General features: G+C 53.9%; 16 protein-coding genes and 1 pseudogene. 8 read left to right on the forward strand and 9 right to left on the reverse strand.

The features are described 5' to 3' along the window. The first annotated feature begins 213 nt into the window (after positions 1-213). Entirely contained in the window at positions 214-1,686 is a 1,473-nt protein-coding gene (locus BDD14_RS06185; protein ID WP_130418044.1) for a hypothetical protein, read from the forward strand. A gap of 75 nt (positions 1,687-1,761) precedes the next feature. Here the strand turns inward: BDD14_RS06185 and BDD14_RS06190 are convergent, their stop codons facing one another. Next, positions 1,762-2,109: a DDE-type integrase/transposase/recombinase gene (locus tag BDD14_RS06190; protein ID WP_130418045.1), complete on the reverse strand. Its 348-nt coding sequence runs from the start codon at positions 2,107-2,109 to the stop codon at positions 1,762-1,764. Continuing rightward, positions 2,087-2,383 (reverse strand): annotated as a pseudogene (locus tag BDD14_RS34340) (IS110 family transposase); the annotation flags it as partial. The pseudogene BDD14_RS34340 and the gene BDD14_RS06190, both read right to left, overlap by 23 nt. Before the next feature lie 591 nt (positions 2,384-2,974). On the opposite strand from BDD14_RS34340, the gene BDD14_RS06200 reads away from it, so the two are divergent. Together BDD14_RS06200 and BDD14_RS06205 are read left to right on the forward strand one after the other, a co-directional pair. Then, positions 2,975-4,894, forward strand: a complete 1,920-nt coding sequence (locus tag BDD14_RS06200) for a hypothetical protein (protein ID WP_130418046.1) — start codon at positions 2,975-2,977, stop codon at positions 4,892-4,894. 194 nt (positions 4,895-5,088) lie between these two features. After that, a complete protein-coding gene (locus tag BDD14_RS06205) occupies positions 5,089-6,720 on the forward strand; it encodes an AsmA family protein (RefSeq protein ID WP_165419941.1) in 1,632 nt (543 codons plus the stop codon). A 306-nt stretch (positions 6,721-7,026) separates the two neighbouring features. Here BDD14_RS06205 and BDD14_RS06210 read toward each other — a convergent pair whose 3' ends face one another. From BDD14_RS06210 to BDD14_RS06235, 5 genes are all read right to left on the reverse strand, one after another. Further along, positions 7,027-7,473: a hypothetical protein gene (locus BDD14_RS06210; RefSeq protein WP_130418048.1), complete on the reverse strand. Its 447-nt coding sequence runs from the start codon at positions 7,471-7,473 to the stop codon at positions 7,027-7,029. Between the two features lie 218 nt (positions 7,474-7,691). Then, on the reverse strand, positions 7,692-8,069 hold the full coding sequence (locus BDD14_RS06215; protein WP_130418049.1) for a hypothetical protein: 378 nt from the start codon (positions 8,067-8,069) through the stop codon (positions 7,692-7,694). A 66-nt stretch (positions 8,070-8,135) separates the two neighbouring features. After that, positions 8,136-9,521 carry a DUF2252 domain-containing protein gene (locus tag BDD14_RS06220; RefSeq protein WP_130418050.1) on the reverse strand — a complete coding sequence of 462 codons (1,386 nt, stop codon included), beginning with the start codon at positions 9,519-9,521 and terminating at the stop codon, positions 8,136-8,138. A 659-nt stretch (positions 9,522-10,180) separates the two neighbouring features. Next, entirely contained in the window at positions 10,181-10,561 is a 381-nt protein-coding gene (locus tag BDD14_RS06225) for a hypothetical protein (RefSeq protein WP_130418051.1), read from the reverse strand. 744 nt (positions 10,562-11,305) lie between these two features. Then, a complete protein-coding gene (locus BDD14_RS06235) occupies positions 11,306-11,908 on the reverse strand; it encodes a hypothetical protein (protein WP_130418053.1) in 603 nt (200 codons plus the stop codon). 256 nt (positions 11,909-12,164) lie between these two features. On the opposite strand from BDD14_RS06235, the gene BDD14_RS06240 reads away from it, so the two are divergent. From BDD14_RS06240 to BDD14_RS06255, 4 genes are all read left to right on the forward strand, one after another. Next, entirely contained in the window at positions 12,165-12,545 is a 381-nt protein-coding gene (locus BDD14_RS06240; protein WP_130418054.1) for a response regulator, read from the forward strand. Between the two features lie 181 nt (positions 12,546-12,726). Next, positions 12,727-14,382 carry an arylsulfatase gene (locus tag BDD14_RS06245; RefSeq protein ID WP_242617773.1) on the forward strand — a complete coding sequence of 552 codons (1,656 nt, stop codon included), beginning with the start codon at positions 12,727-12,729 and terminating at the stop codon, positions 14,380-14,382. Positions 14,383-14,473: 91 nt separating this feature from the next. Further along, entirely contained in the window at positions 14,474-15,502 is a 1,029-nt protein-coding gene (locus tag BDD14_RS06250; RefSeq protein WP_242617774.1) for an HAD family hydrolase, read from the forward strand. Positions 15,503-15,553: 51 nt separating this feature from the next. Next, on the forward strand, positions 15,554-16,354 hold the full coding sequence (locus BDD14_RS06255; RefSeq protein ID WP_130418056.1) for a hypothetical protein: 801 nt from the start codon (positions 15,554-15,556) through the stop codon (positions 16,352-16,354). 50 nt (positions 16,355-16,404) lie between these two features. Here the strand turns inward: BDD14_RS06255 and BDD14_RS06260 are convergent, their stop codons facing one another. Then, complete coding sequence (locus BDD14_RS06260; RefSeq protein ID WP_130418057.1) at positions 16,405-17,046, reverse strand: response regulator; 642 nt, start codon at positions 17,044-17,046, stop codon at positions 16,405-16,407. Between the two features lie 9 nt (positions 17,047-17,055). Next, entirely contained in the window at positions 17,056-19,305 is a 2,250-nt protein-coding gene (locus BDD14_RS06265; RefSeq protein ID WP_130418058.1) for a sensor histidine kinase, read from the reverse strand. Between the two features lie 829 nt (positions 19,306-20,134). Here BDD14_RS06265 and BDD14_RS06270 point away from each other — a divergent pair. Then, complete coding sequence (locus BDD14_RS06270) at positions 20,135-20,725, forward strand: YceI family protein (RefSeq protein WP_130418059.1); 591 nt, start codon at positions 20,135-20,137, stop codon at positions 20,723-20,725. The last annotated feature ends 648 nt before the right edge of the window (positions 20,726-21,373 follow it).

Here is a 21,373-nt window from a genome sequence, read left to right on the forward strand (position 1 = left end):
CAGATACTGGCAAGCCCTGGCTGGGAGCGGTAGGTGTATTTCAGGTGTGAAGCTCGCTTACACGCCGTGATACTTCTATTCGACTCATGATGCGTCGCTTACCTTTTCGAACGTTGCCTTCGTGCACGAGTGTTCGCACGGTGCGCGATGGCCGATTCACCGAACGTTCATCGGGACTGCTTAGAATCAGCCTCATCAGACGACAGTGAGATCATGCAAACCCTTCAGTCATCGCCGACGATCGATGCGGACCTTTCTCTGCCGCCGCCGAAGATAGGCGATGTAGAGGTGCGTGGGCGCAGGGAAGATCCCCGTTGGCAGCTCGCAATGCGGATTGCTTCGAGCAGAAGCCTGGGTCGATCACGGCTTATGGCCGACTTCCTTCTCTATGTTGTCGATCGTCACATCCGCGATCGCAGCGAGGAGATCACCGAGCAACAGATCGGAGTCCTTGTCTTCGGAAGGACCGAGGGCTATGACTCAAACGAAGACAACATCGTTCGCAGCTATGCCCGTAATCTTCGCAAGCGAATCGAGGACTACTTCGCGGGAGAGGGCAGCGACGAAACCATACGAGTCGATATTCCACGGGGCGGTTATATCCCCATATTTTCGACTGCGCCGGCTAAGTCGGCAGCAACGCCGAGTGAGCCGGATGATGAGACCGGCACAATCGATGATTTGTCCGCGGACGGCGCCGAGGTAGCTCCAGCCGCAAAAGAGGCTCAAGAGGAGATCAGGCTTCCACAACAACATCAAACGAAGCGGTCCGACGATGCTGCAGCCGGGAGCTGGTTTCTAACTGCGAAAGAAGCGCTTCGCGGAAGACTTGCGCTGACGGCTCTTTGTGTCAGCCTTTCCATCGGGCTGCTTGCGGTTCTTGTTCCTCTCCTCCGGCGGCTGCCCGAGTATGCGCATGCTCATGCGGACCAGGCTTTGTCCCATGCGCTCTGGGCACACATGTTCACCAACGAGCGGGATACTTTTATCGTGCCCTCTGACGATGGGCTGGTTATTATGCAGGGAGTTACGGAACGTCCTGTACCGCTCGCAAACTATCTCGATGGGAGCTACAGGACGAAGCTCAGGACAGACCAGGTTCCCGGGACGCCGGAGCTACTGAAACTAGGAAGGCGTCGCTACACCAGTGTCGTAGACCTGGATTTCGTGGCCCACCTAGCGCAGTTGAATGAGGTCGTGCCCGCCCGCATGATGATCCGTTATGCGCGAGACCTGCGTATACAAGACCTTCGAACCGGCAATGCCATCCTGATCGGCTCCATTGAGGCGAATCCCTGGATCGAGCTCTTCCAGCCACAGATGGATTTCAGCTTCAGCATTCACCCGGGTTCGGATATCCCATCCGGAATTGTCAATTCACACCCCCGCGCCGGAGAGGCCGCGATATACGGCACACCGCAATCTGATCATACCTATGGCTTGATCGCCTACATTCCGAACCTTAACTCGACAGGACATGTTTTGATCGTGGGGGGACTGAACACGGCCGGTACGGAGGCAGCCACCACATTCCTTCTCACACCTTCGTTGATGAAACCGACCTTACAGCGCGCGAAAGCAGCGAATGGCGGCCTTCAGCCGTTCGAACTCCTCGTAGGGGCCGGTAACGTGGCTACGAATGCGTCGACGCCGCAATTGGTAGTGGAGCGAATCGGTTTGCCATGATATCGTTTTGATCCGATAATCGGAAAATCCGGCCCTGTTGCATTAACTTGCGTACACGCGACTCGCCCTTACAGATCAGGCAGCAACATCGAACAGCTTGTTGATGAATTGAATTTCGCCGGCGACCTTAGGCTTGCAGAGGAGGCAATGGCGGCGGCGGATCATACGCATAACCTCAAATCCCTTGATGGTGGCAGACGCTGCTCTCATCGTCTGAAAACCGCGGGTGGGACGGATCACCCGCTTGAGACCACCGTGATCTGCCTCAATGATGTTGTTTAGATATTTCGACGTGCGGTGCTTCGTGTCCTGTGGCAACTTGCCTTCGTGCTGCAGCCGGCCAATCGCCTTGGGATAGGAGCCCAGCTTATCGGTTGTGATCGAGTGCGGCGGCCAGTTGTGCTTCGGCGATCGCTTCCGCATCGAGGAAGTCGTTCTTGTTCGACTTCACGAAAGGCTTTACGAACTGAGCTGGAATCAGCTTCACATCATGGCCCTGTTCTCTCAGGATACGGCCAAAGAAGGTGAGCACCCGAACATGCCTCCATCCCGATCAAGGAAGTCTGCAGGTTGGCGGTAAACGTGATCAGCTGCTTCTGGGTGAACTTCTTCCGCAACAGTACCTTCCCAGCTGCGCTGAGGGCCACTAGGTGAAGGTCGTCTTGCCGAGATCAATGCCAACCGAACGAATCTGCATATCGATGATCCTCCTTGAACCTGCCAACACGATCACTCACTTCAACGTGGAGATCAAGCGGCGGACTTTTCAGGCACAACGAGATAGTTTCCGGATCCCGTGATCCGGGAACTATCGCAAGTTCGGCGTAGGCGACAATACGCCCAGAATCCTCGGAACCCGACATTCAGCGAATCCCACGAATTCAGTAGAGAGTCGGCGTACAATCTGCTCTTGGACATTGATCGAAGCACATCGCGAAAACGTGCGAACTCCCTCCACCATTCCGCGATCCCTGGGCGCGGTAACAACCCGCCTGTCCTGTGGCCAGGACGGAAAGGTCCAACGGCTGGCGGGCACGCAACCGTAATCGGCCTGTTTGAATCGTGGAAATGCTCTGTCTCCCAAGCTCAACTGGGAGCGGGCTATCGCTGGTGAAGCCCTCGTAGGCCATTGCATCAACTCTCGGAGCAATCTGCCGTTTCGAATAATTCAGTCTCCCAGCCTCTTTGCCACTGGGGAAACTCCTACTTGCCTCGCCTTGGCCCCACTCGTACCATCAAGCTGAAGAAGTGCCTATATTGACTTCGCCAACTCCCATGGAGGGTAACGATGAAGCAAATGGCCCGACTGATCATTCTCATCGCCTTCTTACTCTTCCCGTTCGAGTTGGTTATTGCTCAAGCGCAACCGGACCAGAACAAGGCGGTCCCGGTCCCTCCCAACAAGGCGAAAAGCGACACCCTGGAACTTGGCAAATCCTATGCCTCGTTACGCCCTGAGCAAAAACAACTGGTAGACGACTTCATTCGCCGTTACAACGCCACGACCGGAAGCAACCTTGTGCCCCAAGAGGCCTACAACAACGGCCGACTGTCCGTCCGCACCACGTTTGACGCCGTGACCCATGCTCTGCTAAACGCCAAGATGACGGATGCAACTGGCAAGAGTCTGGGTCGAGCGATTGATCTGGTGGAAGCCGTTGACGAAGTGCTTGGAGAGCAATCCGGCGTAGGCGGTGACCGCCAGTTCCGTCTGTATGTGTACCTAAAGCCCAATGCGGTTGACATTCTCAGCCGCAGCCAGGAGTTCTTGCGCGATAAGGACAACACCGTCTATCACGGGGGGTTTCCCATTTGTTACCGGCTGAAAAACGGACCACCATCGATTCAGTTCTCCATTTCGCGGGACCATAAACTGTCCGACATTGATGTCGACTATCGCGCTTCGGGCTTTCCTAAGGGCCTGGTCAATGGACACTTGTCCGCTGCCAACTCGGATGTCCGCGCGGGAAATAACCTGGACCGCCATGACGGTCGCTGGTCAGGTCTGAATGGCTGGTGGCGCAACGTCTTTGGACAGCTTGGATCTGGCGGGAAGCCGCAAGCGGAAAACGCCACCGCGAGCGTTGGCAATATTCCCTTAAATCCCGGCGTGAAAGCCGATCAGGGCGTCGATAAGAGCGCGCACGATTTTCTGCAAAGTTGGGTCGTGGAGAAGCAACCGAACAAGTCGGTTGCTTATTTTTCGCGCCAAAGCTATCCGTGTCTGGAGACGACGGTGCAGAAGACCAGCAAGTCCGCGCCGGAAGGCATGATTCGGCTGCGCACACTGATGGCAATGCAGAAATTCAGCGATAGCATTGGCAAGGCAAATTCCGTTGCCGACGTATTCGATCCTGCCGCCAAGTCGTCGCAAGCATTGAAAGAGGCAAAGAACGCGTATGCGTCGGAATTCCTGCTAGTGAGCGTGCCGGCGGACATGGAACCGGACGAGAAATGCGTTGCCCCACTGAGCGATGATCCGGGTAATCGCTCTAAGGAGAAGTACTTTGCCACCGCGTTTCGCGCAAAGCAGGGAGATAGCCGGAACAAGGTTATGACCCTGCTTTGGGCTCAAGAGGGCGATTATTGGAAGATCACCGCCATCCGCCTCGAAGATGGCGGCGATGCGGGCATCGTCCCCAAGAACGCTGCGGCTCAGGCCGAACCCTCAGTGGAAGAACCGCGGGCCATCGCCGGTGATCCCGCCGCTGGAAACGACATCCTGGCCTTCTACCAGACTTGGATCATGAAACGGGATGTTATCCGGGCTTCCACCTTTGCCTCACCGCGCTCCTATCAGTGCCTGCCCGCCCCCTCCAAAGACCAGCAGAAAATGACGCCTATCGCCAGAATCCAGTCTGGGCTTCAACAGCCGCTCGAGAGAATTCCATCCGGTGCGAATCTCTCAGACATGATGTCTGGTCTGCAGCCCCGCAATGATCTACTGCCCCCAGTCCAACAGGAAAACTCCAAGGCTTTCGCGATCATGGCCGTGCCGGACCAGATGGCCGATAGCTTTCTGTGTCAAAATCGTCAACCGCACCAGGATGCACCGGACTTGAAGCCTGCTGATGCAAAATACGGAGCTTATTACCTCTCCGCCAGTCGATTGAACTATGGGCAGGAAGAATCACCCGCTCTTTTGTTGTTGTGGACCAAAGAGGGAGTGGGTTGGAAGGTCGTTGCCTGGGCAGTGGAGCTTCCATGACTTCGCTATTTCGCTGACTTTAGCGAAAGCCTTTCAGGCAGGGCACTTTGCAAGGACTGCCACCGGGTGCGCCCGGTCCAGATGGGATGGAAATACGGGCCAGAACTATAACGTTCACTTTAGGTCAGATTTCGACTCTCGGTCAGCCATATGCCGAAAGCATCCTTGAAAGGGCGGAAGAATACGACAAATCAATGCAATTTAATAAACGTGCTCTGAAGATCGCTGGAATCGCCGTCGCGGCAGTGGTCGTAATACTGATCGCGCTACCGCTTTTCATCAACATCAACAGCTTCCGACCGAAGATCGAGTCGGAACTGACGAGTGCCTTGGGACGGCCCGTGACGTTGGGAGAGATGAGCTTTTCGCTCTTCAGCGGCAACGTCGGCGTGAAGAATGTCAGCATCGCCGACGATCCGGCCTTCAGCAAATCACCGTTTATAACAATGAAGTCGTTGGAGGTCGGCGTCGAGGTAATGCCGCTTATCTTCTCCAAGCAACTAAGCATAACGGGGATCGAGCTTGAGGAGCCCCAGATTACTTTGCTTAGAGCTTCTGATGGAACCTGGAACTTTTCCAGTATCGGCGGAGCAAACAAGAACAACCCTCCTGATCCGGCGAAGTCGGGTGGCTCACAGAACCTCTCGATCGCCAAGCTGGAGATCAAAGATGGAAAGTTATCGGTCGGCAAAGTCAACTCCACGGCGAAGCCGCAGGTTTACGACAAGCTAAACGCAGAAGTTTCAAACTTCTCTTTAGCTTCTCAGTTCCCGTTCGGGCTGACCATCAACTTGCCCGGAGGTGGCGATGCCAAGCTCACCGGCAGAGCGGGACCGATCAATCCGCAGGACTCGGCCAAGACTCCTTTCGACGCCCCAATGAAGGTGAGGGGTTTGGATCTCGCAGCCTCGGGCTTCGTCGATCCGGGGAGCGGCATCGCCGGCTCTGTCGATCTTGAGGGAACGTTGAACTCGAATGGCAGTCAGGCCAAGGCAGTGGGCACCATCACCTGCGAAAAGCTCAAGCTTTCACCCAAAGGGTCACCGTCTCCGAAAGTCGTGACGGTCAAATACGCAATTGACGAAGACCTCGACCGACAGGTCGGCACCATCACCCAAGGGGACATAGCAATCGGCAAGTCAGTCGCTCGGCTCACGGGTGGATTTCAGGCCCAGGGCGAAACGCAGGTGATGAACCTGAAGCTTAGCGCCCCGAACATGTCGGTCGATGAGCTGGAAGCGCTGCTCCCAGCCCTTGGCGTAATGCTTCCTTCAGGATCGAAGTTGAATGGTGGAACACTGTCGGCCGACTTGGCAATCAGCGGTTCACTCGACAACTTGGTGATTGCCGGCCCGGTGCGGATGTCGAACACGAAGTTGGCCGGTTTCGATATGGGTTCGAAATTAGGCGCTTTACCAGCATTTAGTGGAAAAGCCTCCTCTAATCCCGACACAACCATTCAAAATGCCAGCTTGAATGCACGCATCGCTCCAGACGTGACGAGGGCCGACGCCATCAATGTGACGATGCCATCCCTCGGCGTGGTGACGGGAGCCGGTACGATTAGCCCCAACGGTGCGCTCGATTTCAGTATGATTGCCGACTTGCAGACCAATAGATCCGAAGCACGGGCGGAGAGAACGGGTCGGGGCGGCGATCAGGGAGGCGTGTCCTTCAGGATTCAAGGGACAACATCGAACCCAAGCTTTGTTGCGGACGTAGGGAGTTTAGCCGGAAACGTTGCAAAGGGGGCGATACAGAGATCTGTCTCAGAAAAAACCGGCGACAAGACAGGCGGCATCTTGCCGAAGAGGAGGCCGAGATAGGGCTGCGCGTGGAACAACTTCAATTAACTCGAATCAAATGGAAGACATTGGCGATGTATTGACCACGCCGGAACGAAGTCCCAATTGGTCCGGGAGGTTCGGCAAGATCTGAGACGACAAAAGTTCGAAAATCGTCCACTAGAGCCGACCATTTAAAATCCACGCGTCTTTTCAGCGAGTTACAACGGGCCCCATTTGTCACTTTAGAAATTCGTCACGGAAAGATGATGATTCTTCGAGATGTACTGCCTGGCGGCGCATAAGCACCGGTAGCGGTTGAAGCGGTCGGCTGCTCGATAGTTATAGTTATTGTGTTGGCGTACTAAGAGCCGCTACTACATTGGCATGAGAAAAGGGCATCTTCGCCGCAAGCATCGTCTGTCGTTCACTACGGGTAGGCATAAACTCGCTGTATCCGCTCCTACCCGGAATCCATACCTGGAATAAGTAGTGGCTGCTTCCATAACGATGGAAGACGAGACGTCCCCGGGACTGAATGACATCTACCCACGCCGGAGACACCATCAGGAATTGGCTCTTGCCGGTACTGGCGTCGTGTAAGACCAGAAAGCGGTTGGAGACCAACTTGATCTGATATTTGCCTGCAACCATGCGCTGATTGTTTACCGAGAACTCAAAGGGGACACTGGCAGTCACGTCCTCCTGAGCTTGCGCCGCAGGGGTTGGTGCAAATGGACCCGCGATGAGCGGGATAACGAGAAGCAACTTGCCTATTGTTGAGATGCGAGACATGGTGTACCTCCTTAATGAGTCAGCGGCCGGACTCTCTTGTTGACCGCGGTTGTATGCGTAATCTGCACGCATACAGCGATCGGTTCAATACACCGGAGGTAAATCGCCAATCGAATTTCTATCGTCATCCATGTCATTGATTCATTGCAGCCTGGATCAATCGATATGCGTCCGCCAGATCGCCTTTGGCCGCTGTGATGACAACGGGGGTGGGGTCTTCATCGTTCCGGCTCTGTTTCATTATATTCGCGGGTTTGCACAACTTTCAGAGCGGCGAAGAATAGACCTCGAATCCTTGTCGGTCGATGTCGTCCAAACATGATGGGGCTGAGTATGAGTAGTGCACGGATGTTGCGCCTCTTCACCATCACATCCAGGTCGCCAGTGTCACGCCCGTAACTTTTCGGCAGCGCGATGCCGTTCAGCGGCGGAGGCGGTTCGTCTGGCGAATATGCTGGCTGCGTAGGAACCGCCTGCTTTGCCTGCTCCATACTGGCCGGGGATGTAGCTTTCTTGCCGCAGGCAATCAGAAGAAGAGCAAAAAAGGCAGAGACCAACAACAGAGCCTGGCGGGACGAAGTCGAGGTCGGGGACATTCATTTTCTCCTCTACTGAGATTCCCGGATGCTACTCTTCTGGCGCGCCTTTTAGATTGATATCCGCTACAACAGGAACTCCAGGCCAGCGCCCTTTTCTGGCTCCGTCGAAAGGCGCCCGGAACGAATAGCCTTCTGAAAGGTTTCGAAGTCACGCTCCGCCTGGTCAGCGTAGGCTTCCGCATATTGCGCCAAGGCGCTATCGAACTGATCCGTCGATCCCAGGTATCCGGAGATCATTGCAGCATCGCCAGCTTTAGCGTGAGCTCGCGCAAGAGCCCAGCCACACACGGTGGCGTAGGCAACCAGGGTGGTAGGCCGAAAGGTATCGATCTCGACGGAGACCTTCATGTCACGGAACTGACGAATGTAGAAATCGTGCTCTTTGCTGCGAGCCCAACCGAGAAAGATATCGCTTACGCCTTGCATGAGACGTTGGCCCTCCACGACTCGGAGACCCTGATGCACATAGCGGCTCTTTCCACGGGGTGACTCAAGCACGGACCTGCGCGCTTCCTTGACTTGAAGGAAAAGTGGATCGTTTTCGTCAGCGAGAAGGAGCGCGAGAAAACAGCGCGTGCCGACGCTCCCTACTCCAACAACTTTTATTGCACTGTCCTGAAGCTGATAGCACCCTAACAACTGTCGTTTCTCCGGTGCCAGTGACTTCTTGTACTGCTCGATAAATTTTGCGTGCCCTTTCTCGACATTCTCAGCATATTCCTCGAAATGATAGATGACTGGTGGGTTGTCCTTAATTTTCCGGCCTCCATTCCCGGCCGCAGTAAGCTTCGGAACAACAGCCTCGGAGTTTTGCGAGCGGGCCTGCTTTTGCTTCCTGGACAACCGGGCTGATACATCCTGATTGTTTCGGAAGTGATCTTTCAGATCGTCGATGCTGATTCTTGCATACCAAGCGTCGAGCACTTTCATTTCTGCGAACTCAGACATCCGCTCGCGATAGGACGCAGCTGCCTCTCGCGCAGCCTGATGCGCCACTGTTTTGGAAAAACCCCGGTCCCTGGCTGCCAGTATCAGGCTGGCTCCCAGACGCTTTATGTCCCATTCCCATGGACCAGGGAAAGTTTCGTCGAAGTCGTTGATATCGAAGACCAACACTCTTTCGGGTGAGGCGAAGCCGCCGAAGTTCGCCAGGTGGCAATCGCCGCATGCCTGAACCATAATCCCCGACACAGACGCATTTGCCAGGTCTCGCGCCTGGAGGATCGCCGCGCCGCGGAAGAACGTGAAAGGCGAGACCGCCATCCTCTGATATTTAACCGGGATCAGAGCCGGAATTCGATCGGCGTCCGATCCCTCAAGCAGTTTGATTATGTCTTGCGACTTGGAACGAGGTTTCCATTCAGACTGCGAGGTGCGTGGGAGCTTTTCGCGAAGCGCTTTTCCTCGTTTGCGCCTTTCGATCTTGGAAGAGACGGCAGCAGATTCCATTGTGACCCTCCTACTTAACCCCATTTGAAAGTCGATATGCTTCAAGGCCTTAACCGACGGTTACAGAATCAGGATCGGAACTGTAATCAAGAAACGTACGTTCACGGCAAGGTCCCGAAGGAACGGATTTTGATGTCGTGTCCCCAGGCCAGTCCTTGCAAGAGTGACAAGAGAAGCAGGGGAAGCCACGTAATCAGAATGACGACGAAGGCTCTCCGGACGACGCGTCACCGTTCATCTCCGGCCTGGCCCAGGCGAACCAGGAGCCAATGCAGCGGGCCGCCGCGAGTGATCGAGAAATCTTCTGCTATCGAGGACCTTACCTGAGCCATGGCAATTACCTGCCCAATCACAGGGACTTTCCTTGCCGATCATAAGCGCTTGTACGCGACGTAGTACCTGTAGAGATTGCTCAAATATTGAACTGTATGCCGACCTAACATCAACTGAGTGCCAGCCGCAGGAGTTGTCTTGCCATTGACGATCACGATCAGAATGTTGAACGACAAGACTTGCGAGAAACTTTCTACCTCAGTGCGAAACCATATTTTCGAACACAATGACTTCCCATATCGCGACTGTGGCGTCACTAGCCTTGTGGTTGCCGACGACCGCGCGAATGTCGCCCGGCCGTCCGGCAATTGAGTCCCATGCAAGCCTCACTGCGTCACTGCTTTGGCCGTTGCTTTGCCGGCGTCTTTTACGCCGACGGCTGTCTTCTCACCAGCCTTCTCCGTGTAATTGACGGTAACCTTAGTCCCTACTTTGGCGCCCATGTAAGTGTCTACGCTGCCCTTCTCTACGCCTTTTCCGGTTTCCTTGGCACCCTTCACGGCCGTCTGATCCGTGTACTTAATGGTGTGTTCCGTACCGTCAGCCGCCTTGACGACCACGGTCTTCGAATCTCTATCGATACTCTTCACAATTCCACTCACTGCGTGAACCACATCCTGTGCGGAAGCGCCTTGCCAGGCAATAGCCATGGCCAGGGCAAACAATCCGGAGAGCAACCCTTTTAATCGCTTTGAACGAAACAGCATCGCAACCTCCTTGTACATCTGTGCGTGTTATCGTACACGTTACTGTTGATGACTAGTTGAAGGGAACATTCTTGAGGGTGTCCAGTCAGCCGCAAGCATAAATCGATCTCTCTCACAGTCGAATCACGACGAGGCGTTCATTTTCCGCCGATGACAATTACCTCCGCACTTGTTTCTTTGCACATTCCATAGATTGCCCCTGACATGCAAGCTCCCACAGAATACCTGTAGCATCCTGGGATCTTTGCCACGACATTAACGGATCGGTCGGAACCGCCGATGATGGCTCCCGCCGGTTCAAAAGGCGATGGAGTGCCTGGGTCAACAATGAAGCCAACGTTCTTGGCTGTGCTCTTCCAAGTCACCGTCGTGCCGACCGTCACACAGAAGGGCGCATTACTCTTAGCGTTCTGGGTATTGGGAGTAGAAGAAGCACCATCGCCAGTCCGTTTCACGTCGACGATGCACGGGGTGGAAGATGATCCACATGTGTTGGCCGCTTTGCATAATTGCGCAGAATTTGGCTCTGAACATGCGTGTTTGTCGCTCTTCGACTGCGCCCCTGCAACATTCGCCAGAAAAACGAGCGGTAATGACAGCAGAGTACACCCGATTGCAAAGCATCGATGAATCGTCATAACACCTCACACTGTGGCATTCACTTAAATCCATAATTGGGGCACTCGTGATCTCCGAGCAGCGGAATTAGCTGAGCGGAAAAGCAAGAAAGACAGTAAATCCGGCCTAATTGACTCCAGCTGTCCCTTTCCAATCGATAATGTCTGATAGTCGCCAGGCGTTCTGATTGAGGTCTAACTGTAGCTGGCCTTCTTTATCAACGATGAGTTGTGCTGCCGGATAGAGGGCGCCAGTGCTCTTGCTCTTGTCCTGATCGTTGATTTCAAGTACGCCGGCGGTCAAATTGAAAGACTGCGATTGTGTATCGTAGTAGACTTCGCCAAAGCGGAGTAGACGGTTTGTGACAAAGACGATTTTCCGGCCAGTCGGTGTCGGCGTCATCTTGATGTAGGCGCAGTCGTAGCCCAGAGTACCTGTGACCTCGATGTGTCCTACCGACTTCATCTTCTGCAGCGCATTTACTAATCCTTGATTCTGGCCTTTCTCAAAGGCTTGCAGCAACGTCACTCTGTCCGCGGGAGTCGAAAACTCATAGATATTCAAGGTCACTCCGATATTCTGGCCCATTTGCGTTCCCGTGCCGAACGCGTGGGCATCGATCGTCTCATACTTATCTTTCGCAAAACCGGAAAGGGCCCCGATCACCAGTACGCCTGCAACCACCAGGCTTTTGATCGCGATCTCGGAAAAACCTCGACTAGTTTGCATATCTCTCTCCTGGACGACTGACCTCTTCTGGTCTCCGTGACGAAAAAGGATAGGCTGCGCTCGCCGAGGACGTAACTGTCACTTGCGACAGTGGAGGGGTATTTTAGCGGCCGGTGGCGTATTGAATCTGCGACGTGCGAGGACTGCTGAATTTGGTCACTGTCGCAAGTGACAGTTTCAAATGCTCCATAGCAAGTGAACAATCACGGCATTGGTGGTCATAGATAGCGAAGGGGTTCCGGTGACAAATACTCGAGTGGTGCTCGCTGACGATCATCAATCGATGATCGCGAAGGTTCGAGAAACATTTGGCGAGGAGTTTGAAATTATTGGCACAGCAGAAAATGGCGATCGAGCTATCGATTTTGTTCTGACTCTGGATGCCGATGTCCTCGTCATCGACATTTCCATGCCTGGTCTAAATGGACTTCAGGCCGCTAAACGGCTCCAGAAGGTTAACTGTCGTACCAAGATCGTATTTCTGACGATCCACGAAGATCCCGATTTTGTTGCGGCCGCATTTGCCGCCGGGGCGTCCGCGTATGTCATTAAATCCCGGATCAACACCGATCTCGTACCGGCGATCCGCGAGGCCATGTTGGGAAAGACGTTTGTTTCTCAGACTCTGAAACTGTAGGGGAACGCTCTACAATGCCGATCCTGCTTTCAAATCCACTTCCTCGCACCTGTCGCAAGAGACAGTTCCTTTAGAGCCGCGATCGTAGTGGAATTGGTCGGCAGCAATAGCAACTCGACCTAGCGGCAGCTTCAATCGAGGCGCCATGAAATTACAACCTGGCAAGGAGAGAGCAATGGGGATGAGAGCTACGTTTTTAAAACTGGCCCTGGGAGCGCTTGCCGTCTCGATCTTTTCGCTCGTGAGCGTAACCCCAAGTGCGGTGGCACATGCGCAAGCCGCAGGTACGAAGAAACCCAACATCGTGTTCATCATGGGCGACGACATCGGTATGTGGAACATCGGCGCCTACCATCGCGGCATGATGGCCGGGAAGACACCGAACCTAGACAAAATGGCGAAAGAGGGAATGTTATTCACGGACTATTACGCCGAGGCGAGTTGCACCGCAGGCCGTGCCAACTTCATCACCGGTCAACTTCCGATCCGCACAGGTATGACCACCGTCGGCCAGGCTGGTGCTCCGACCGGATTACCTGTTGAATCTATAACGATAGCCACGGTTCTGAAGTCGATGGGCTACGCAACCGGCCAGTTCGGGAAGAACCATCTCGGCGATAAGAATGAATTCCTGCCTTGCGTTCACGGCTTCGACGAATTCTTCGGCTATTTGTATCACCTCGACGCGATGGAGGACCCGGCGCATCCCAACTATCCCCAGAATCTCTTGAATCAGGTGGGCCCGCGCAACATGGTCCATTGCTGGGCTACCGAAACGGATGACAAGACCGATATGCCCCGCTGGGGAGCAATCGGCAAACAGAAGATTGAGGATGCCGGTACGCTCTATCCCAAGCGTATGGAGACCGTGGATGACGAGATTCGTGACATGTCCCTCAATTTCATCGACAAGGCCAAGAAAGACAACAAGCCCTTCTTCGTCTGGCTCAACCCGACGCGCATGCACATCGTCACTCACCTCTCACCGAAGTACGAAGCGATGCGGAACTCAGAGAATGGATGGTCGGAAGAAGAAGCCGGCATGGCTCAGTTGGACGATGACATCGGCCTCGTGCTTCAGAAGTTGAAGGATATCGGTGAGGATGAGAACACCATTGTTGTGTTCTCAACCGACAACGGCACCGAAGTCTTTACCTGGCCCGATGGCGGTCAGACGCCGTTTGCTCAATCCAAAGGAACAGTCCTTGAGGGCGGCTTCAGGGTGCCCGCGATCCTTCGCTGGCCGGGCCATGTGCCGGCTGGCTCCGTACAAAACGGCATCTTCTCCGGCATGGACTGGTTGCCCACCTTCGCTGCTGCGGCTGGTAATCCAAACATCACCCAGGAATTGTTGGCGGGCAAAAAGATCGGCGATCGGACCTACAAAAACCATTTGGATGGCTATAACCAGCTGGACGCCATCACGGGCAAAGGCCCATCCGCCCGTCATGAGATCTTCTACCTCGGCGAAAGCACGGTCGGAGCAATCCGAATTGACGATTACAAGTACCGTTTCATCGACCAACCACAGGGCTGGTTAGGTGAAAAGACCCATGTTGACGTACCTTACATCACCAACCTGCGTCTCGATCCGTTCGAACGCACGGGCTGGCCCAACAACGGGACGAAAGAAGGGGGCCAGCAATACTTCGATTGGTTCAAATACCAATTCTGGCGTTTTGTCTTTGTCCAGCAGTTGGTGGCCAAGGAACTCCAAACCTTCCTCGATTACCCTCCAATGCAACGGGGTGCAAGCTTTAACCTCGATGCAGTCAAAGCGGAGATGGCGAAGAGGATGGCTGAAGCCCAGGCAGGGGCCAAAGGTCCCGGAAACTAACGAGATTGACGTTTGCTGGGCGGCTCGCAAGGGCCGCCCCAGCTTTTTCACGCTAGACAATGTCGCAAAACTTAAGTGAGAGCGAAAAGATATGAGACGATTCGACACGTACACTCTTTGGAGTCTCAGGGGGACTTTGGTGCTATTCGTCGCCCTGTTCGGCATCGCGAATGTACGCGCACAAGATCCTCTCCCATCTTGGAATGACGGACCTGCAAAACAAGCAGTCCTCGCGTTCGTAAAAGACACAACCGACAAATCCAGCAAGAAATATGTTGAGCCAGCAGACCGGATCGCCACGTTTGACCAAGACGGGACGCTCTGGACTGAACATCCTTTATACGGGCAGGCCGCCTTTGCGCTTGCACGCGTAGGAGAGATGGCACCAAGCCATCCTGAATGGAAGCAGAAGGAGCCGTTCGAGTCGGTGCTCGCGCGTGACAACGCAGCCATGAGTAAGTTCACCGAAGCGGACTGGATGCAAATCATCGCAGTGACCCACGCAGGAATGAGCACGGAAGCGTTTCAGGGTCTCGTGAAGGGTTGGCTGGCCAATGCAAAAGCCCCGCGCTTCGACCGGCCATACACTGACCTCGTCTACCAGCCCATGCTGGAAGTGATGAAGTATCTGCGCACCAATGGATTCAGGACGTTTATCGTCACGGGCGGTGGGCAGGAGTTTGTACGCGTCTACAGCGAGCAGGTGTATGGTGTCCCCCCGGAACAGGTCGTTGGATCGAGCATCGCGACAACGTACGTCAATACGAACGGCAAGCCTGTACTCATGAGAGAACCGAAGCCATTTTTCATCGATGATGGGCCCGGCAAACCCATCGGGATCAATCTCTTCATCGGCAAGCGGCCCTCTGCCGCCTTCGGCAATTCCGCGGGCGATACCCAGATGCTGGAATGGACGCAGTCCGGCGACGGAGCGCACTTGATGATGCTCGTTCTCCACGACGACGCGAAACGCGAATATGCCTATGGCCCCGCGGCAAATCTTCCTGACACTCATGTCGGCACGTTCTCCGAAGCGTTGCTGACAGAAGCAAAACAAAATGCCTGGATCGTAGTCAGCATGAAGAACGACTGGAAGCGCATCTTCCCCTTTGACGAGTAGTCAGGCTCTTTTGAGAGAGGGACCACTATGAATTTGCACAGCAAAACTTGTTTGTTGATATTCGCAGGATCGCTGGCCTTGGTGTTGTCCGCGCCTGCGGTTGCTCAACAAACAGTAGATCTGAGCTCGGACAACCAGACAGCGGGTGCGTCTGCTCCGCAAAGTTCGGCAACACCCCACGACGATCACTGGCACTTCGACGTCACCCCGTATCTGTGGTTTGCAGGCGCGCATGGCACAGCCGGCTTTCGAGGCATAGACACGAGCTATCATGCCAGCTTCGGTGACATTATTTCGAAGTTCAACATCGGACTGATGGCAGCGGTCGAGGCTCGCAAGGGCCGCTTCGTATTTCCAGTCGATTTCCTTTGGATGAAGCTCTCCGACGACAAAGCACTGCCGGTGAATCAAGTTGGCGTTACGTCTGTTAAGGCCAAGCTTACGCAAACCCTGCTGACACCCAATGCCGGTTACCGGCTTGTAGATAAGGAAAAGATTAAGGCGGATGCCACACTTGGCATACGCTACTGGCACTTAGGGGAAGACTTTACCCTTCAACCCTCCGACCTGAGCAACTCGCAGTCAGCAAACTGGGTGGACGTGATAGCAGGAGCAAAGATCCAAATGCCGCTTTCATCCAAGGCCATGATTACGGTGTTGGGCGACGCGGGTGCCGGAGGCGCGAATGTGGATTACCAGGTAGCCGGCTTGGTGGGTTACAAGATTAAACCGACAGTCATGCTGCAGTTGGGCTGGCGCTATCTGGACGTGAATTATCGCCCCAGTTCGACTTTTATCTACGATGGAGTCACAAGCGGGATATTGCTCGGCGTTACCTTCAACCTTAAATGACGTGATCGGTTCACAATTCCATCTGTTTCCGGGAACGTTCGCTTTGCCTCTCAGCTAGATGAGATCATTCCGTGCTTCATCGCATACTGAACGAGTTCCGAGTTGGTGGTAATGCCCAACTCCTCTACAATTTGTGACTTGTGAAAACGGACAGTGCGGTGCGCTATCCGTAAAACATAGGCGATTTCCTTCATGGATCGCCCCTCGGCAAGCATTTGCAGGACTTCACATTGCCGGCTGGTGAGATGTTTTGAGCGATGCATTCCGTTGGGATCTCTGATGAAGTTTTCTTCGATGGCCTGGCTAATTTGCGGGGTCACATACGAGAGCCCCTGCACCACATCATGAACTGCCCGCAATAACTCGGAGGATTCTGAGGTCTTAAGAAGATAGCCGCGGGCACCCACCTTTAACGCCTGGGCAGCAATGTCAGCGTCAGAGTTCATGGTAAGAAAAATTAGCTTCATACGAGGCTCTCTTCTCTTAATTTCTCGCGCTGCGTCCAGGCCGTTTAGCAAGGGCATCCCTATATCCACGAGCACTACGTCGGGCTTGAGCTCTTCAACAGCTTCTAATAGAGCAAGGCCATCTTTTACGCAGCCTACCACTTCGTAATGCGGTTCCAGTATTTTTTGGAAGCCAGCACAAATCATGGGGTGATCGTCAGCTAACAATATTCGTATTCGTCCCATCTCCACCTCCTATGTATCCTTGACCCTGAACCTTCCGTTAGTTGTTTCGCTCGGTTCCCCAACCCACGGAACGCTAACGACAATCTTCGTTCCGTGATTCGCCTTCGTTTCGACGAAAAACATACCATTCATGAGGTGCACGCGCTCTTGCATACTCACGAGACCCAATCCCCCATTTAGCTTCGCTTGTTCTAGATTGAAACCCACGCCCGCGTCACGGACCTCAAGCTGAAGCTGATCCGCGATGCGTCGTAGATCTATTGAGAAGCAGCTTTCGCCGCTATATTTCACAGCATTGTGCAGGGATTCCTGTGCAACTCGAAATAAACAGAGGGAGATATCGCTTGCTAAATTATCTGGGATCTCCTTGTGATTGAACTCGATGTCTATAGTGTGCTGTTTGGAAAACTCTCGACAGAAGCTCGCCAATGCAGCTACTATGCCTAGGTATTCCAGCTTCGAGGAATGCAGTTCGTGCGACAACGCTTGAACGTCTCCAGCGATCTCAGAACAGTGTCGCCGGATTTCAGCGAACTGCGTATTGGCTGTATCATTTACGACATCTGCCCCCTGGATCGCTTGTGTAAGTTCCATGTACAGGAGCGCCAGTCTCTGACAAATATCATCATGAAGCTCTCTCGCGATTCTGGTGCGCTCTTTTTCTTGGGCTTCAATTAATCTGCCTCCGATTGTTTCGAGTGCTTCCTGCGCAAGTTTTTGGTCTGTTACATCGCTCGCCGAACCGATGAATCCGGCAAACGTGCCATCTCCATTAATTCGCGGAGCGGCGACGTCCAACATCCAGCGATATACCCCGTCTTTCCGACGGAGTCGATACTCTTTGGAAAATCCTTTCCGCTGCTCTAACGCGAGTTGGTTTGCACGGAGAACACCCTGCAAATCATCGGGGTGAACGAACGCCGTCCAACTATCTCCATTCCCATCCGTTGAATCGCGCCCTGTAAAGTCGATCCGTCTTTCATTGAGATAGGTGACGAGCCCAGATTTGTCGCTCATCCAGACTAAAGACGGAGTTACATCCGCCATCGTTCGGAAGCGTTTCTCGCTTTCTCGTAGACGAATTTCGGCTTTGCGCTTCCTTCTTTGTTGTATTAGTAATCCCAGGATCAACAATCCCTGAACAATGATTATTGCGAGTCCAACAGGAACATACCTCTGGTATTGCTCCCAGACAGTAGGCTGTCGGAATAGAACAAGCGCATTAGACGGAAGAGAAGATTCTGGAATATTCCATCGTTGAAGCTGGCGCCAGTCCACATTGGCGTGTGCTGCGGAGTTGTGAAGGACCGGAATATTATCCGGTTTCTCGCCTGACAGTAGTCGTGCAGCCAATTGGCCGGCCATAACTTCTTCAATATCCGAGTCCGAGTAAGATCCGCCGATAGCCTCATGATCAAAGCAGTAATTGAGAACGCAGTAGGTCGGAAACTGCCGTGCAATGGCCTCAAGTATGTAATAAGTACCGTGCAGAGGTTGTGCCGACTCCAGCGGTATCGTCTGAAAAAACACAATTGTGCGAGTAGGAAGTTCCGCAATCTCCTTCAGTAATTGATCCGGCGGAAGTCCGATCAGAGTGGTCGTTTTTAACTTAGACCCGATCCGCTGAAGCTCCTGGTTAGTCAATCGCAACCAGAACCGTTCAAATTCTGATGTTCCAGAGACTATCGCAACACTTTCCGTATCAGGATGAAGGTGGAGGGCCAGCTCAATCGTCCCGGTAACATCTACGTTGGTTGTAACCCCGGTCACACCCGGCCACAGCGTCCGTCCCTCAAACCTGTTCGGAGAGATGGACATGAAGAGAATGGGGACACCAGGAAATATCCGATCGCGATGATCGATGGCAAAACGAAGCGCCGGATAGACAACGGCGATGATGAGGTCGATCTTTCTCCCTCTGTATAGGTAAGCCAGTGATTCGCTTAAGCTGTTCTCGTAGCCTCCGACGTCGAACCGTTGCGATTCAAGATATTCAACCTCAAAGTTTGCAGGTGCGGCGAACTGAGACCGCAATGTCGATCTCAGAAGCGCTAGATCACCCAAAGCCTTGCGATCTGTAAAGCTATGCAGTACCAGAATGTTTTTGGGTCGCAGCGAATCTGCCGCACGGGGAAGAGATGCAAATGCAACCCCGGCAAGTAGGCAAATGGCCAAAGATAACTGCGTAATCCGCCTTTGAATGCCGTAGAGATTCCGGCCTCCTCCGAGAACCACGATGGTCTTTGGCTTCGCCTGCATAAGCCGCTCCAAACAGCAAACCCAAATGGCCCGTTGGCGCTCGTCGTCCTATCGCGCCTTGAATTATCGTCGTCGCACGCAAACTGTACAAGTAGTAAGCCACTAATTTCACCCTTTACGGCTGAGTGATGCCCAAGTCGATCGGGCGTGCATAGAAACATTTCCATCCGCTCCGCGCGCGAGAATTGTAGTTGCTGAAAAGCCGACTTTAGAGGAACTTCGATGAGGACAAGCTTAATCAGAAACCACTGTTCGGCTTCTTCCGGTGGGAAGCCGTGAAGTTTCATGAAACCGTCGGTCGGAAGAGGTAGTGTTTCATCATGAACGACAAGCCAAGAAGCGCTCGTAATCCGACCGATTCGGGAGCACAGATCGGACGCCGATGCAGCTCAAGGATGGGATTGACGCCCAGCACGCGACGCCATATTCCCATGCAGCCTGATTGAAGGTGCCGGGCAGAGCGTCTCAGCGCGGCGCGGAGATCGTCAGTCCGAATAAACGCCATGAATCTCAGGCAGGTGTTCGTCATGGTTGCAGCGTCTATCGAGAGGGCAGATGACGTGTTTGCGCTGTCCCAAGGCAATGCCGAGATCAGTCATCTGGAGAAACACCTGTCACTTTCGCCAGTAGTCGGAGCGATACCGAGTTTATAAACTGCTCCCGTCTTCATAAGTGTCCTGGGTGGGAGCGAGCGAGATAAGTGTCACGTACGATATCGGCGTCCTTCATGGGAATCGAGACGAGTTGAGAGGGCCCAGTTATTAAGATTAGGCTTCTTACGCTATTTGATAGATATTCGGGATGTTACCGATCAAGAAAGAGGAAGTGCATGAAGACGAGATATCTGACACTACTGCCGCTTCTCGCCGCAGCCGTGCTGACGCCGCTAGGCCGCGCGCAAACGCCCGTTTTCGCAATTACACAGGAAGATAGCACGGTTAAGTTCTCTGTGAAGGCTTCGGTCGAGATAGCCGGCAAATTCGACAAATGGGACGCCTCTCTAACGTTTACATCTCCGGATGTCACGACAGGCGTCCTGGACATCAAGGCTCAGGCGGCCAGCGTAGATACCGGAAGCGGCATGAAGGACGGCAAACTGAAGGGCAAAGACTTCTTCGACGCCCAGCATGATCCGTTGATCACGTTCCATTCGACAAAAGTTGTTCCGACCGGTCCAAACACCTTTGACATACCAGGCACTTTCACGATACGCGGAGTCTCGAAATCCGAGACCCTGTCGCTGACGGTGTCAGGTGAGGGCACAGGCTCAGGCGAGATCAAGGGGATGATGGCCTTTGATCGCAAGGACTACGGGATGAATAGCGGCATTCCGTTCATCAGGATCGCAAACCGCGTTGAAGTGGATGTCGACATCCATGCGAAGCGCGTCAGCGGTCCCCCGCTGGTTTTCAAAAAATAGAAAGCCACGCAAGGGGCTCTGGTGCAAACAGGGGATTGAGGCAGATGGTAGTGATCGAGCGAGGTTCCCTTGCACTTACGCAGCAAGCAGGCATTCCAGATGGCCCCAGGTCGGTCCCGTTATGTTCTTCACTTCGGGCCGCTGGCTCCGTATGCGAAGTTCATGATCGGGATTTCAGTTTCCTCCTGATCCGAGGCACCCGGAGTATGGTCCCCGTGGCTAATCTCGCCTACACATTATGGGGCGGCGGGTTCGGAGCCGACTAGCGTAGTGGGGCCTAGAGTTACTCCATTGCGCCCGGATAACGGATGACAAATCTATAGCGCCGTATCGACAGTGCTTCGGGCGCAGAGAAGTGCAGTTATCGGGTTGCAGATAGGAAGCAGTGTGGATACGGCGATTTGGACTAAACCGTGTGGGGATTTGGCAGGGCAATTGCTTTATGGGATTCAATGCAGTGCAGCAATTTCGTGCCGGCCCCACATTGAGAAAAGTTCTGATCGCCGCGCTGGCTCTGGTGGCGTGCATTATGCAAATTGCCCTGCCAAATCGTACTACTTTCCAGCTACCCGCGAAGCGCGGTTTAGTCCAATCGCCAACTCGCTCATCGATAGCGGATTGGTACTCACGAGTCGGCTTCTTGTCAGT

The sequence above is a fragment of the Edaphobacter modestus genome (genome assembly GCF_004217555.1).
Classification (GTDB): domain Bacteria; phylum Acidobacteriota; class Terriglobia; order Terriglobales; family Acidobacteriaceae; genus Edaphobacter; species Edaphobacter modestus.